The sequence below is a fragment of the Caldimonas sp. genome, assembly GCF_046289365.1.
Classification (GTDB): domain Bacteria; phylum Pseudomonadota; class Gammaproteobacteria; order Burkholderiales; family Burkholderiaceae_C; genus Caldimonas.
Genome location: NZ_JBKBVU010000021.1, coordinates 15,063 through 28,823, shown reverse-complemented (window position 1 = coordinate 28,823; position 13,761 = coordinate 15,063). Strand labels below are relative to the sequence as shown.

General features: G+C 67.0%; 11 protein-coding genes. 8 read left to right on the top strand and 3 right to left on the bottom strand.

The window, feature by feature from the left end:
- The coding region (locus ACK42S_RS04090; RefSeq protein ID WP_409703717.1) for a DUF294 nucleotidyltransferase-like domain-containing protein at positions 1-1,512 on the top strand (1,512 nt) is incomplete at its 5' end.
- Between the two features lie 9 nt (positions 1,513-1,521).
- On the opposite strand, the gene ACK42S_RS04085 is transcribed toward ACK42S_RS04090, so the two are convergent.
- Both ACK42S_RS04085 and ilvA read right to left on the bottom strand, forming a co-directional pair.
- Entirely contained in the window at positions 1,522-2,565 is a 1,044-nt protein-coding gene (locus tag ACK42S_RS04085) for a nicotinate-nucleotide--dimethylbenzimidazole phosphoribosyltransferase (RefSeq protein ID WP_409703714.1), read from the bottom strand.
- 102 nt (positions 2,566-2,667) lie between these two features.
- Complete coding sequence (ilvA, locus tag ACK42S_RS04080) at positions 2,668-4,242, bottom strand: threonine ammonia-lyase, biosynthetic (protein WP_409703711.1); 1,575 nt, start codon at positions 4,240-4,242, stop codon at positions 2,668-2,670.
- 326 nt (positions 4,243-4,568) lie between these two features.
- On the opposite strand from ilvA, the gene ACK42S_RS04075 reads away from it, so the two are divergent.
- On the top strand, positions 4,569-4,991 hold the full coding sequence (locus ACK42S_RS04075; RefSeq protein ID WP_409703708.1) for an OsmC family protein: 423 nt from the start codon (positions 4,569-4,571) through the stop codon (positions 4,989-4,991).
- Positions 4,992-4,993: 2 nt separating this feature from the next.
- Here ACK42S_RS04075 and coq7 read toward each other — a convergent pair whose 3' ends face one another.
- Positions 4,994-5,647 (bottom strand): 2-polyprenyl-3-methyl-6-methoxy-1,4-benzoquinone monooxygenase, encoded by a 654-nt coding sequence (gene coq7 / locus ACK42S_RS04070; RefSeq protein WP_409703705.1) that lies wholly within the window; start codon positions 5,645-5,647, stop codon positions 4,994-4,996.
- Positions 5,648-5,928: 281 nt separating this feature from the next.
- Between coq7 and ACK42S_RS04065 the strand changes: the two genes are divergently transcribed.
- From ACK42S_RS04065 to ACK42S_RS04040, 6 genes are all read left to right on the top strand, one after another.
- The gene (locus ACK42S_RS04065) at positions 5,929-6,975 is read left to right on the top strand and encodes a porin (RefSeq protein WP_409703702.1); all 1,047 of its coding nucleotides are present in this window, start codon (positions 5,929-5,931) and stop codon (positions 6,973-6,975) included.
- A gap of 193 nt (positions 6,976-7,168) precedes the next feature.
- Positions 7,169-8,761, top strand: coding sequence for an ABC transporter substrate-binding protein (locus ACK42S_RS04060; RefSeq protein ID WP_409703699.1), 1,593 nt, complete (start codon positions 7,169-7,171; stop codon positions 8,759-8,761).
- A 155-nt stretch (positions 8,762-8,916) separates the two neighbouring features.
- Positions 8,917-9,903, top strand: coding sequence for an ABC transporter permease (locus tag ACK42S_RS04055; protein WP_409703696.1), 987 nt, complete (start codon positions 8,917-8,919; stop codon positions 9,901-9,903).
- A gap of 15 nt (positions 9,904-9,918) precedes the next feature.
- The gene (locus ACK42S_RS04050; protein ID WP_409703693.1) at positions 9,919-11,151 is read left to right on the top strand and encodes a M20 aminoacylase family protein; all 1,233 of its coding nucleotides are present in this window, start codon (positions 9,919-9,921) and stop codon (positions 11,149-11,151) included.
- Positions 11,151-12,719 (top strand): ABC transporter substrate-binding protein, encoded by a 1,569-nt coding sequence (locus tag ACK42S_RS04045; protein WP_409703690.1) that lies wholly within the window; start codon positions 11,151-11,153, stop codon positions 12,717-12,719. The genes ACK42S_RS04050 and ACK42S_RS04045 overlap by 1 nt, the downstream gene beginning before the upstream one ends.
- Positions 12,720-12,818: 99 nt before the next feature.
- Positions 12,819-13,751 (top strand): ABC transporter permease, encoded by a 933-nt coding sequence (locus ACK42S_RS04040; RefSeq protein WP_409703687.1) that lies wholly within the window; start codon positions 12,819-12,821, stop codon positions 13,749-13,751.
- The last annotated feature ends 10 nt before the right edge of the window (positions 13,752-13,761 follow it).

Genomic DNA, 13,761 nt, shown 5'->3' with positions numbered 1-13,761 from the left:
GCGAGCCCGCCGTTCGCCGGCTACCTCGGCGGGCGCATCCTGCAGTACCTGACCCTCTCGCGCCGGGCCGTCCAGGCCGACGCGGCCTCCCAGACCCTGGCCGAGCAGTCCTTCGAGACGGCGCTGGGCCATCTGGTGCGCCGGCAGCCGGTCACCTGCCGGCCCGACACGCCGCTGGCCGAGGCCCTGCGCACCATGCACGATCAGCACATCGGCTCGCTGCTGGTCACCGACGCCGCCGGCTGCCTGCAGGGTATCCTCACCCGCCAGGACGTGCTCGGCCGTGTGGCACTGGCGCAGCGGCCGCTGTCCACACCGGTTGCCGAGGTGATGACCCGGCCGGTGCACACGCTGGCCGCGCACGACACGGCCCAGGACGCGGCCCTGATGATGTCGCGCCATGGCATCCGCCACGTGCCGGTGCTCGACGGCGAGCGGCTGGTCGGCCTGGTCAGCGAGCGCGACCTCTTCGCGCTGCAGCGCCTGTCGCTCAAGCAGCTCAGCTCCGACCTGCGTCATGCCCGCGACCTGGCAGCCCTGCGTTCGGCGGCGCCCGACATCCGGCGCTTCGCGCGCAGTCTGCTGGCCCAGGGCCTGTGTGCGCGCCAGCTCACCGAGCTCGTCAGCCATCTCAACGACGTGCTGACCGCACGCCTGGTGCACCTGATGGCACAGGCCCACGGCCTGGACATGGACCGGGCCTGCTGGATCGCCCTGGGCTCCGAAGGCCGCGGCGAGCAGACCATCGCCACCGACCAGGACAACGGCCTGGTCTTCGACAGCGACGACCCGGACCGCGACCGGGCGCGCTGGCTGGCCTTCGCGAAGGACGTCAACGAAGGGCTGGCGGCCTGCGGCTATCCGCTGTGCCAGGGCGGGGTGATGGCGATGAACCCCCAGTGGTGCCTGACCCCGCGTGAATGGTGCGCTCGCTTCGACCACTGGATCGAGCATGGCGCCCCCGAGGATCTGCTGCACGCCAGCATCTTCTTCGACTTCCGTGCCCTGGCCGGCCAGGGGGCACTGCTCGACCCCATGCGCCAGCTCGTGCATCGCCGCGCCCGCGCGGTGCCGCGCTTTTTGCGCCAGATGAGCGAGCTCGCGCTGCGCCATCGCGTGCCGCTGAACTGGCTGGGCGGCCTGGACACCACCCGCGAGGGCGCTCACGAGTGGGTGGACCTCAAGATGCAGGGAGCGGCCCTCTTCGTCGCGGCTGCGCGCATCTACGCGCTGGCCCATGGGGTCACGGCCACCGGCACGCGCGCGCGCATCGAGCAGGCCGCCCCGGCCATGGGCGTCGAGCCCCAGGAGAGCCAAGCCTGGATCGCGGGGTTCGAGTTCCTGCAGACCCTGCGCCTGCGCGTGCAGATCGGTGCCGACGAGATGCCCGCGCAGCCCAACCGTCTCGACGTGACCCAGCTCAACGACATCGACCGGCGCATGCTCAAGGAAACCTTCCGCCTGGCGCGGCGGCTGCAGCAGCGGCTGGAACTGGACTATTTGCGCTCGTAGCGGCGCGGCTCACAAGCCCATCGGCCGGCTGGGCCCCGGATCCTCGCCCTCGGCCACCTCGCTCAGTAAGGCCGCGGCCGCGTGGATCAGCGGCCAGGCCAGCGAGGCGCCGGTGCCGTCGGTGCATTCCAGCCCCAGTTCGAGCAACGGGCCCTGCCGGAAGTACTCGAGCGCCAGGCTCAGCCCCGGGCGGCTGTGGCTGCGGGAGAACACCGCATAGTCCACCACCGGGGCCGCGATGCGCGAGGCCACGGCCAGGGCGGCACAGGCCGGCAGGCCGTCGACGATGATGAGATGGCGCTTGCCCGCGGCCACCAGCATCGCACCGACCATCATCGCGATCTCGAAGCCGCCCATCGCGGCCAGCATCTCCACCGGCTCGCTCACGCCGCGGTGACGTTCCAGCACCGCCTGCAGCACGGCCACCTGGTGGCCCAGCAGCTCAGGCGGGGCCTGCGCCGCCGGTTGCACGAGCTGGGTGAGCGGCAGCAAGGCCAGACGCGAGAGCAGCAGGGCCGCACTGGCCTCGCTGCCCACGCCCAGGCCTGCACAGGCCAGCACGTTGCCGGGCAGGGCATTGGCGATCTCCATGCCGGCCCGGATCGCGGCCTGGGCCTGGTCCAGCGACATGGCCGCGCCCACCCGCGAGTTGCGCGTGCCGTGGGCGATCTTGCGCGACAGCAGCAGCGGGTGCCGCCCCAGGGGCTCGGCCAGCCCGGCATCGACCACGGTGAGCCCCAGGCCCTGGATGTGGGCAAACACCGCCAGCGGCGTGCGCAGCGTGATCAGGGCCTGCACCTGCTCGGTGCTGGGCGTCGTGTCGGGCGCGGTGATGCCGTCCACCGCCAAGCCGTGGTCACCGGTGAACACGACGAGCTGAGGCGTGTGCAGCCGGGGCTTGAGCGTGTTCTGCACCAGGCCCAGGCGCACCGCCAGGGGTTCGAGCTCGCCCAGGCTGCCTGCAGCGGTGTTGCGCGCGGCCAGCTTGTCGTGCAGTGCCTGCTGCAGCGGGGGGTGATAGGTGGGGGCGATCAGCGAACGGTGCAGGCTCATGGCAGGCCGCCGGAGGGAGGATGCTCTGCCTGCGCCGGCCGGCCCCATTCTTCCAGCGCCCCCCGGGGGGCGCAATGGGGCGCCGGTCCCCCAAACGGGGGTTCAGCGCAGGAACAGCCGGTAGGCCGGGTTGTCGGTCTCCTCCATGCACGGATAGGCCAGCGTGTCCAGGAACTCCCGGAAGGCCTTCTTGTCCCCTTTGGGCACCTGGATGCCCACCAGGATGCGGCCGTAGTCGGCGCCCTGGTTGCGGTAGTGGAACAGGCTGATGTTCCAGCTCGGGTGCATGGTGGACAGGAACTTCATCAGCGCGCCCGGCCGCTCGGGGAAGATGAAACGGAACAGCCGCTCGTCGCGCGCCAGCTCGGAATGCCCGCCCACCATGTGGCGCAGGTGCTGCTTGGCCAGCTCATCGTGGGTCAGGTCCAGGGTCGGGAAGCCATGCTTCTGGAAATGCGCGGCGATGCGTGCCGACTCACCGCGCCGGCTCGTCGTCAGGCCCACGAAGATGTGGGCTTCGTCGGCGCCGGAGATGCGGTAGTTGAACTCGGTGACGCTGCGCTCGCCCAGCAGGGCGCAAAAGCGCTTGAAGCTGCCGCGTTCCTCGGGAATGGTCACCGCGAACAGCGCTTCGCGTTCCTCCCCCACCTCGGCGCGTTCGGCCACGAAACGCAGCCGGTCGAAGTTCATGTTCGCGCCGCAGGTGATGGCCACGAAGGTCTTGCCCTTGCAGCGGTGCGTCTCCACATACTGCTTGATCGCCGCCACGCTCATCGCCCCAGACGGCTCGAGGATGCTGCGTGTGTCCTGGAACACGTCCTTGATCGCCGCGCACACCGCATCGGTGTCCACCACGACATAGTCGTCCACGAGTTGGCGCGTCAGACGGTAGGTCTCCTCGCCCACCAACTTGACCGCCGTGCCGTCGGCAAACAGGCCCACGTCCGACAGTTGCACCCGCTTGCCCTGGCGCACCGAGCGCACCATGGCATCGGAGTCTTCCATCTGCACACCGATCACCCGGATCTCCGGGCGCACGGCCTTCACGTAGCTGGCGATGCCCGAGATCAGCCCGCCGCCGCCGATGGCCACGAAGATCGCGTCGATCGGCCCCTGGTGCTGGCGCAGGATCTCCATCGCGATCGTGCCCTGGCCGGCGATCACGTCGGGGTCGTCGAAGGGGTGCACGAAGGTCAGACCCTTTTGGGCCTCCAGTTCGCGGGCGTGCGCGTAGGCGTCCGAGAAGCTCTCGCCGAACAGCACCACCTCGCCACCCAGGGCCCGCACTGCGTCGATCTTCACCTGCGGGGTGGTCACCGGCATCACGATCACCGAGCGGCAGCCCAGGCGGCGTGCGCCCAGGGCCACGCCCTGGGCATGGTTGCCGGCCGAGGCGCAAATCACCCCACGCTTGAGCTGCGCCGGGCTCAGGTGGGCCATCTTGTTGTAGGCCCCGCGCAGCTTGAAGCTGAACACCGGCTGGTTGTCCTCACGCTTGAGCAGCACCTGGTTGCCCAGACGCTGCGAGAGCTGGTCGGCCAGCTCCAGCTCGGTCTCCACGGCCACGTCGTACACGCGCGCGGTCAGGATCTTTTGCAGATAGTCGGCCAGCGACAGATGCTTGCGGCGCCGTGCCGGGGCGGCCGCACGGGGGGTCTTGGGGGTGGCTCGTGCCATCGGGCTCCTCCTGGGAAGCCGTCGAATATACGCGAGCCCCGGCACCGTTTTGCGGTGCAACACCTGCGGGTGCGGCAGCGTGCATCCAAGAAAAAGGCCCAAGGCGGTGAAGCCTTGGGCCGAATCCACCAAAGGAGGAGGGTGGAGGAGACAAACGTTGCAATGCTGCGTTGCGCAGGCATCACATGAATAAAATTTTAACGCGAATCCATGATGCGCCGCAATAACAGTCTCACCTGGTCCTGGAGAGTCTTCTCCAGCACCGCGTGCACAGGCGACGCTCAGCGCACACAATGGCGGCCTTTCCACCCTGCGGACGGTGCGATATGGAATGCACGATCAACTGGATGCCGGCCCACGGCATGGCGTTTTCGGCCGAGACCGGCAGTGGCCATTTGCTGTCCATGGACGGCGCCCCCGACGGCGGCGGGCGCAACCTGGCGCCGCGTCCGATGGAAACCTTGCTGGCTGGAGCCGGCGGCTGCACCGCCTATGACGTGGTGCTCATCCTCAAGCGCGGCCGCCACGACGTACGGGGCTGTCAGGTCAAGCTCAGCGCCGACCGCGCCGAGACCGACCCCAAGGTCTTCACCCGCATCCGGATGCATTTCGTGGTGACCGGCCGGGGCCTGCCCGAGGCCGCTGTGCAGCGCGCCATCCAGATGTCGCACGACAAGTACTGCTCGGCCACCATCATGCTGGCCAAAACGGCCGAGATCACCACGAGCTACGAGATCGTCGAGGGCTGAGCTCAGACGTGGTGCGCGGTCGTGGTCATCACCTTGGCCGCCCCGCGCATCAGCCATTGCACCGGCGCCGGCAGCGGCACGGCGCCGGCCGCCTCGGCGTCCAGCGCGTGGCGGGCCTCGTCTTCCTTCATCTGCTGCACGATGGCGCGCGAAGCCGCGTCCTGAGCAGGCAGCCGGTCCAGGTGGCCTTCCAGGTGCTGCTCCACCTGGCGTTCGGTTTCCACCACGAAACCCAGGCTGACCCGGTCGCCGGCCAGGCGGCCGGCCAGCAGTCCGATGCCGAAGGCGCCGGCGTACCACAGCGGGTTGAGCCAGCTCGTGCGATCGCCCAGTTCGGCCAGGCGCTGCTCCGTCCAGGCCAGGTGATCCACCTCGTCCCGGGCGGCGGCCTCGAAGTGGGCGCGCAGGGCCGCATCGCGCGTGGCCAGGGCCTGGGCGGTGTACAGCGCCTGGGCACAGACCTCCCCTACATGGTTGACCCGCATCAGCGCGCCGGACAGCCGGCGCTCGTGCTCGCTCAGGCTCGCGGCGTCGGTGGGCCCGGCCGGGCGGGGGCACGGGCGGGCCGCACGGTGCGCACCGAACACGGTACGCAAGGCGCCATCGGCGGCGCTGAGCAGGGCATCGATGGGGGACAGGGCAGGGCGGGCGTTCATGTCATCGGGCAGGCAGGCCAGACCAGGGAGACAGGATAGTGCGTTCCAGGGCCACCGGGCTGCACCAGGGTCAAGCGGCGATGCCGCCCGCCCCCGCCCCGCCGAGCCTGTTGCACTCAGGCAACAAACGCCCCCGTTTTCTGACCGCAAGGCTGGCGGCTGCCGCGGGCGTCTGGTGGAATAGCGCCAACTTCCGCTGAGGAGGTTGGCTCGGACAGCCCGGTCCAAGACAACAACGGGCGACCCCCGAGACCTCTTGTTCAACCTAGGAGATAGTTGCAATGAAAAAATCTCTTCTCGCTCTCGCCGTGCTGGGTGCTTTCGCCGGCGCCGCCGTGGCTCAGTCGTCCGTGACCATCTATGGCAAGCTGGACCTTGGTCTGGTCAAGGCCAACGATGGCGCCTCGATCCTGACGGGCGGCCCCTCGAACGATGAGCTCCAGCTGGCTCAGCAGGCTGGTTCGCGCCTGGGCTTCCGTGGCACGGAAGACCTGGGTGGTGGTCTGCGTGCCAACTTCGGCTTCGAGCACCGTTTCACGCCGGACAACGGCGCTGCTGACAGCACCTTCTGGCAGGGTTTCTCCTGGGTCGGCCTGTCGGGTGGTTTCGGTGAACTCCGTCTGGGGCGCGACTACTCGCCCTATTTCTGGACCAACATCGCCGCCGACCCTTGGGGCTATGACACGGTTGGCCAGATCGGTATGGTTCACACTGCTTCGGCCGTGGCCGTCGTGTCACGTTACAGCAACCTGATCAGCTATCGCACACCCAACCTGAGTGGCCTGACCGCACAGGTCGCCGTCGGCTTGGCTGAACAAACCAATGACACCAAGGACAACGTTGGTTTCAACGTCGAGTACCGTGGTGGCCCGCTGTACGTTGGTTTCGGCTTCCATCAAGGTGATTCCGCTGCCGGTATGACGGGCTTGGCGACCGCGCTGGGCACGACCCCTGCAGCGCTGGGGATCGTCGCTGGTGACAAGGGCACCAGCATGGGCATCACCGCCAGCTACAACTTCGGTGTGGCCCGCCTGATCGGTGCGTACTCCACTGCTAAGGCCGAGGCTACCACTGCTGGCGACGACTACTCTGCCAACAACTGGTCGCTGGCCGTGTCGGCTCCGGTGGGCGGCGGCGACCTGCGCGCCATGTACACCCGTCTGACGGGCAAGGACCTGCTGGACGGCATCAAGAACACCAAGTTCGGCCTGGGCTACCACTATCCCCTGTCCAAGCGCACCAAGGTCTATGCTGACATCGGCAGCGCCAAGACCACGAGCCTGGATCGTCGTACCGCCTACGACTTCGGCATCCAGCACAACTTCTGATCCCCGCTCGCCCTGGGCGAGTTGAATCAGACAGTCGAAAAGCCGCCTTCGGGCGGCTTTTCTTTTGCCGCCCCCTTCGGGGGTGCATGCAAGCACCCAGCGTGGGATCCGTGATCGGGACTTCCCCCTTTGACGACCGGCACAGGATTTGCTGATCATTCACACCTTCAATACTCCTGTCGTGAGTGAACCAATGTTCAAACGCTCCTCCCTCACTGCGGTGGCGGCCGCCGCCTTCGTTTGCGCCAGTCTGATGGCCGTGCCGGCGGTCCAGGCCAAGACCTTCAAGTGGGCCAGCCAGGGCGAAATCGCCACCTGGGACATCCACTCCCAGAACAACGCGCTGCAAAACGGCCTGCATGCCAACGTCTACGAGTCGCTGGTCTACTACAACAGCCGCACCTTCGAGGTCGAGCCCGTGCTGGCCACCTCCTGGCGCGAGATCAGCCCGACCCAGATCCGCTTCAACCTGCGCCAGGGCGTGAAGTTCCACGACGGCTCGACGATGACGGCCGATGACGTGGTGTTCTCGCTCAACCGCGCGATGGCGCCCAGCTCCAACTTCACCGTCTACACGCAGGGCATCGACAAGGTGGTGAAGGTCGACAACAACACCGTCGACGTGTTCCTCAAGGGCCCCAACCCGGTGCTGCTGCGCCAGATGACCGAGCTGCGCATCATGAACAAGGCCTGGGCCGAGAAGAACAACTCGGTGGCGCCCAAGGACATCAAGACGCCCGACGAGAACTTCGCCCATCGCAACGCCAACGGCACGGGTCCGTACATCCTGGAATCCTGGCAGCCCGACCAGCGCATGGTGTTCAAGCGCAACCCCAACTGGTGGGGCAAGATGGAGGGCAATGTCACCGAGATCGTCTACACGCCGATCAAGTCGGCCGCCACCCGCATCGCCGCGTTGCTGTCGGGCGAGGTGGACCTGGTGCTCGATCCGACGCCGCAAGACCTCCCGCGCCTGCGCTCCAGCCCCAACCTGAAGGTGATCGACGGCGTTGAGAACCGCACCATCTTCCTGGGCATGGACCAGTTCCGCGACGAACTGCCCGGCTCCAACATCAAAGGCAAGAACCCGCTGAAGGACGTGCGGGTGCGCAAGGCGCTGTACCAGGCCATCGACATCGACACCATCTCGCGCAACATCATGCGCGGCCTGGGCAAGCCCACGGGTGCCCTGGTGGCTCCGCAGGTGGCCGGTTGGACGGAGAGCGTGGCCAAGCGCTACCCGTACGATGTCGAAGCCGCCAAGAAGCTGCTGGCCCAGGCCGGCTACCCTGACGGCTTCGAAGTGGATTTCGCCTGCCCGAACAACCGCTACATCAACGACGAGGCCATCTGCCAAGCGATCACGGCGATGTGGGCGCGCATCGGCGTGAAGGCCAAGCTGCGCACGATGCCGCTGGTGACCTACTTCCCGATGATCCAGCGCTATGAGGCCAGCATCTACATGCTGGGCTGGGGCGTGCCAACCTTCGACGCGCTGTATTCGCTGCAGTCGCTGGTGCGCACCGTGGGCACGGGTGGCGACGGCAACTACAACGTGGGCCGCTTCTCCAACGAGCGCATGGACTATCTGGTCGATCGCATCAAGGTGGAGACCGATGCCCCGGTGCGCCGGCGCATGCTGACCGAAGCCCTGCAGCTGCAGAACGATCTGGTGGCTCACATCCCGCTGCACGACCAGGTGATCCCCTGGGCGATGAAGAAGAACATCGACCTGGTTCACCGAGCCGACAACCGCATCGACATGCGTTTGGTGAAGGTGAACTGAGGGTCTGAGCGCCCGCCCGCGCGTACCATGGCGGGCTTTGCCGGCTCGCCGGCCCGGAAGACCCCGGGGCGCGCGGGCCGGCGTGGATCACAGATTCGAAACCAGGCGGCCGTCATCACAAGTGAGGGCTGCCTCAACCGGCCGGAACAGGCTTCATGCTCGCATTCATCCTTCGCCGACTGGCTCAAGCCGTCGTGGTCATGCTCACGGTGGCTTTCATCGCTTTCATGCTGTTCCAGTATGTGGGCGACCCCGTCACCAACATCCTGGGCCAGGACGCCACGCCCGAGCAGCGCGACCAGATGCGCGCCGACCTGGGCCTGGACCAGCCCTTTTTCGTGCAGTTCGGCCGTTTCGTGGCCAACGCCGTCCAGGGCGAGTTCGGCCTGAGCCTGCGCCAGGGCCAGAAGGTGTCCACCCTGCTGCTCGAGCGCTTCCCCGCCACGCTGGAGCTGGTCGTCGTCGCGGCGGTGATTGCCCTGGTCGTGGGCATCCCGATGGGGGTCTACACCGCCTTGAACCGCGGCACCTTCCTGTCGCAGGTGATGCTGACCTTCTCGCTGTTGGGGGTCTCGCTGCCCACCTTCCTGATCGGCATTTTGCTGATCATGCTGTTCTCGGTGACGCTGGGCTGGCTGCCAAGCTTCGGCCGCGGCGAGGTGGTCAAACTCGGTGAGGTGTGGACCACCGGCTGGCTCACCGTCACCGGCTGGAAGCACCTGATCCTGCCGGCAGTGACGCTGGCGATCTTCCAGCTCACGCTCATCATGCGCCTGGTGCGTGCCGAGATGCTCGAAGTCCTGCGCACCGACTACATCAAGTTCGCGCGTGCGCGCGGCCTGAGCAACCGGGCGGTGCACTTCGGCCATGCGCTGAAGAACACCCTGGTGCCGGTCATCACCATCACCGGATTGCAATTGGGTGGGCTGATCGCCTTTGCCATCATCACCGAGACGGTGTTCCAGTGGCCGGGCATGGGCCTGCTCTTCATCCAGGCCGTGACCTTTGCCGACATCCCGGTGATGGCCGCCTATCTGTGCCTGATCGCGCTGATCTTCGTGGTCATCAACCTGGCGGTCGATCTGCTGTACTTTGCTGTCGACCCGCGGCTGCGGGTGGAACGTCCGGGCGGCGGTCACTGAGTGCCGGAGATCCCCATGCGGATGCAGGCCTCCCATCACGGTATCTTCCGCCACATCGCGCAGTTCCATCCGCAGCTCACGGCCTTTCGCCGCGACCTGCACGCGCACCCCGAACTCGGCTTCGAGGAGGTGCGCACCGCCTCGCGGGTGGCCGAAGCGCTCAAGCTCACGCGTGTGGACGAGATCCACACCGGCATCGCCCGCACCGGTGTGGTGGCCGTGATCCGCGGGCGCCGGCATGACAGCGGCCGCTCCATCGCCCTGCGGGCCGACATGGATGCCCTGCCGATGCGCGAGGAAAACGACTTCGCCTGGCGCTCGGGCAAACCGGGCCTGATGCATGGCTGCGGCCACGATGGCCATACCACCATGCTCCTGGGGGCCGCCCGCTATCTGGCCGAAACCCGCCGTTTCAACGGCACGGCCTACCTGATCTTCCAGCCGGGCGAAGAGGGCTTTGCCGGCGCCAAGGCCATGATCGACGACGGCCTGTTCGAGCGCTTCCCGGCCGATGCGGTGTACGCGATGCACAACTGGCCCCACCTGAGTGCGGGCCAGGTGGGCGTGAGCCCCGGGCCGATGATGGCCGCGGCCGACCGCATCGAGATCACCGTCAACGGCAAGGGCGGGCACGGAGCGCATCCCCATCTGGCCGTCGATCCCGTGCTGGTGGCCGCCCACATCATCACGGCGGCACAGAGCCTGGTGTCGCGCAACGTCAGCCCCTTCGACCAGGCGGTGGTGAGCATCTGCGCGATGCAAGGCGGTGACGTGGGGGCGATGAGTGTGATTCCGCGCCAGGCGAAGCTGGTGGGCACGGTGCGCAGCTTCCGTCCCCAGGTGCAGGACATGATCGAGGAGCGGCTGGCCCGTCTGGTGGAGTCGGTGGCCGTGGGCCTGGGCGCCTCGGCCACGCTGGACTACCAGCGTATCTACCCGGCCACGGTCAACACGCCGCGTGAGGCGCAGTTCGCCGCCGATGTGGCCGCCTCGCTCGTCGGCGAGGACCATGTGGTGCGCAATTTGCCGCCCAGCATGGGCGCGGAGGACTTCGCCTTCATGCTTCAGGTCAAGCCCGGGGCCTACCTGCGCATCGGCCAGGGGCGCGACGGTGGTGATCCCGGCTGCTTTCTGCACAGCAGCCGCTACGACTTCAACGACGACATCTTGCCGCTCGGTTCGGCATTGTTCGCATCCCTGGTCGAACAGGCGATGCCCCTTTCACCGCTCGATGAGGAGAACCGCTGATGAAGTTCAAGCCGACCTTGCTTGCCGTCGCCCTGGCCCTGAGCTGCGGCATGGTGGCTGCCAAGACCCTGCGGGTGGCCAACCAGGGCGATGCCCAGTCGATGGATCCGCACTCGCTCAACGAGTCGATGCAGTTGAGCTTCACCGGCAATGTCTACGAGCCGCTGGTGGCGCGCGACAAGACCCTGGGCCTGACGCCGGGCCTGGCCACGAGCTGGAAGCAGACCTCGCCCACGGTGTGGCGCTTCGAGCTGCGCCGCAATGTGAGCTTCCACGACGGGACGCCCTTCACGGCCGATGACGTGGTGTTCAGCTTCAAGCGGGCCGCCGGCGAGGGCTCGGACATGCGCGGCTACACCAACTCGATCAAGGAGGTGCGCAAGCTCGACAGCCACACCGTCGAGATCGAGACCACCTCGCCCTTTCCCATCCTGCCCGACGTCATCACCCTCGTCTACATGATGAGCAAGAAGTGGTGCGAGGAGAACAAGGCCGAGACACCGGTGGACCGCCGCAAGGGCATCGAGAACACCGCCAGCTTCCGTGCCAATGGCACGGGCCCCTTCCGTCTGCGTGAGCGTCAACCAGGGCAGCGCACGGTGCTGGTGCGCAATGCCAACTACTGGGGCAAGATCGACGGCAATGTCACCGAGGTGATCTTCACCCCGATCGGCAACGATGCCACCCGCGTGGCCGCGCTGTTGTCCGGCGAGATCGACGTGATGGAGCCGGTGCCGCTGCAAGACGTCGACCGCCTCAAGGCCAATCCCGGCCTCAAGGTCATGCAGGGGCCCGAGCTGCGCACCATCTTCCTGGGGATGGACCAGAAGCGCGACGAGCTGCTGTTCTCCAACGTCAAGGGCAAGAATCCCTTCAAGGATGTGCGGGTGCGTCGCGCCTTCTACCAGGCCATCGACATCGAGACCATCCGCACCCGCGTGATGCGCGGGGCCGCCACCCCCACGGCGCTGATGGTCGCCCCGGGCATCAAGGGCTTCGTGCCCGAGTTGAACAAGCGCCTGCCTTACGACCCCGAGGCCGCGAAGAAGCTGCTGGCCGAAGCCGGCTATCCCAATGGCTTCGAAGTGGGCCTGAACTGTCCGAACGACCGCTACGTCAACGATGCCGCCATCTGCCAGGCCGTGGCGGCCAACCTGGCCCGCATCGGCGTGAAGGTGAACCTGCAGACCGAGACCAAGGGCACCTATTTCCCCAAGATCCTGCGCCGTGACACCAGCTTCTACCTGCTGGGCTGGACGCCCGGCACCTACGACTCGCACAATCCGCTGTCGGCCCTGATGGCCACGCCCAACGACAAGGGGCAGGGCCAGTTCAATCTGGGCTGGTACAGCAATGCCCGCGTGGATGAGCTGACCCAGCTCATCCAGGCAGAAACCGACCCGGCCAAGCGCAACGCCATGATCGCCGAGGCCTTCAAGATCCACCAGGACGAGGTGGGCCATATTCCCCTGCACCAGCAGGCGCTGGCCTGGGCGATGAAGTCCCACATCGATCTGGTGCAGTTGGCCGACAACTTCATGCCCTTCAAATACATCCACGTGAAGTGACGGCCTGTGCCCAACCCGGCACCCCCAGGGCCCGCTGCCTGCAGCGCTCCACGAGAGCGTGAGCCGGCGGCCGGGCCGGATTCATCCACCGGTTCTCCCATGACGACCACAACGACCTCCCCACCCAGCGCCTGGCAACGCTTCTTCGACAGCGACATCTGGTACAGCTTTCGCACCTCGCCGGTGGCGATCACCGCAGCGACCATCGCCTTCATCTGCGGGTTCTGCGCGCTGTTCGCGCCCTGGGTGGCGCCCTACAACCCCTTCGATCTGGCCACGCTGGAGCTGTCCGATTCGCGCTTGCCGCCCGCGTGGATGGACGGTGGTTCGACCAAGTACCTGCTGGGCACCGACGACCAGGGCCGCGACATCCTGTCGGCCCTGATGTATGGAGCACGCATTTCGCTTTTCGTGGGCCTGGCCTCCGTGGTGCTGTCGGTGGTGCTGGGCGTCTCGCTGGGCCTGCTGTCGGGTTTCGTGGGCGGCAAGGTCGATGCCTTCATCATGCGGGTGTGCGACGTGATGCTGTCCTTCCCGGCCATCCTGATCGCCCTGCTGATCGACGGTGTGGGCCGGGCGCTGTTCCCCAACGCGCACGAGACCCTGGCTTTCGGCGTGCTGATCCTGGCCATCTCGCTCACCAAGTGGGTGGACTACGCGCGCACGGTGCGCGGCTCGACCCTGATCGAGCGCAACAAGGACTATGTGCAGGCTGCCCGGGTGATCGGCGTCAGTCCGCTGCGCATCATGCGCAAGCACGTGCTGCCCAATGTGTTGGGGCCGGTGCTGGTGTTGGCCACCATCCAGGTGGGACAGGCCATCATCATCGAGGCGACGCTGTCGTTCCTGGGGGTGGGGGTGCCTCCCACCTCGCCCTCGCTGGGCACGCTGATCCGCATCGGCAATGACTTCCTGTTCTCGGGCGAGTGGTGGATCACCATCTTCCCCGGCGCCATGCTCGTGCTGATCGCGCTGAGCGTGAACCTGCTGGGCGACTGGCTGCGCGATGCGCTGAACCCCCGACTGCGTTGAGCCTGGAGCG

Excerpts from the sequence above, each read along its gene's own strand:
- ACK42S_RS04085 (WP_409703714.1), bottom strand. The coding sequence starts at position 2,565 with ATGAGCCTGCACCGTTCGCTGATCGCCCCCACCTATCACCCCCCGCTG.
- ilvA (WP_409703711.1), bottom strand. The coding sequence starts at position 4,242 with ATGGCACGAGCCACCCCCAAGACCCCCCGTGCGGCCGCCCCGGCACGG.
- ACK42S_RS04075 (WP_409703708.1), top strand. The coding sequence starts at position 4,569 with ATGGAATGCACGATCAACTGGATGCCGGCCCACGGCATGGCGTTTTCG.
- coq7 (WP_409703705.1), bottom strand. The coding sequence starts at position 5,647 with ATGAACGCCCGCCCTGCCCTGTCCCCCATCGATGCCCTGCTCAGCGCC.
- ACK42S_RS04065 (WP_409703702.1), top strand. The coding sequence starts at position 5,929 with ATGAAAAAATCTCTTCTCGCTCTCGCCGTGCTGGGTGCTTTCGCCGGC.
- ACK42S_RS04060 (WP_409703699.1), top strand. The coding sequence starts at position 7,169 with ATGTTCAAACGCTCCTCCCTCACTGCGGTGGCGGCCGCCGCCTTCGTT.
- ACK42S_RS04055 (WP_409703696.1), top strand. The coding sequence starts at position 8,917 with ATGCTCGCATTCATCCTTCGCCGACTGGCTCAAGCCGTCGTGGTCATG.
- ACK42S_RS04050 (WP_409703693.1), top strand. The coding sequence starts at position 9,919 with ATGCGGATGCAGGCCTCCCATCACGGTATCTTCCGCCACATCGCGCAG.
- ACK42S_RS04045 (WP_409703690.1), top strand. The coding sequence starts at position 11,151 with ATGAAGTTCAAGCCGACCTTGCTTGCCGTCGCCCTGGCCCTGAGCTGC.
- ACK42S_RS04040 (WP_409703687.1), top strand. The coding sequence starts at position 12,819 with ATGACGACCACAACGACCTCCCCACCCAGCGCCTGGCAACGCTTCTTC.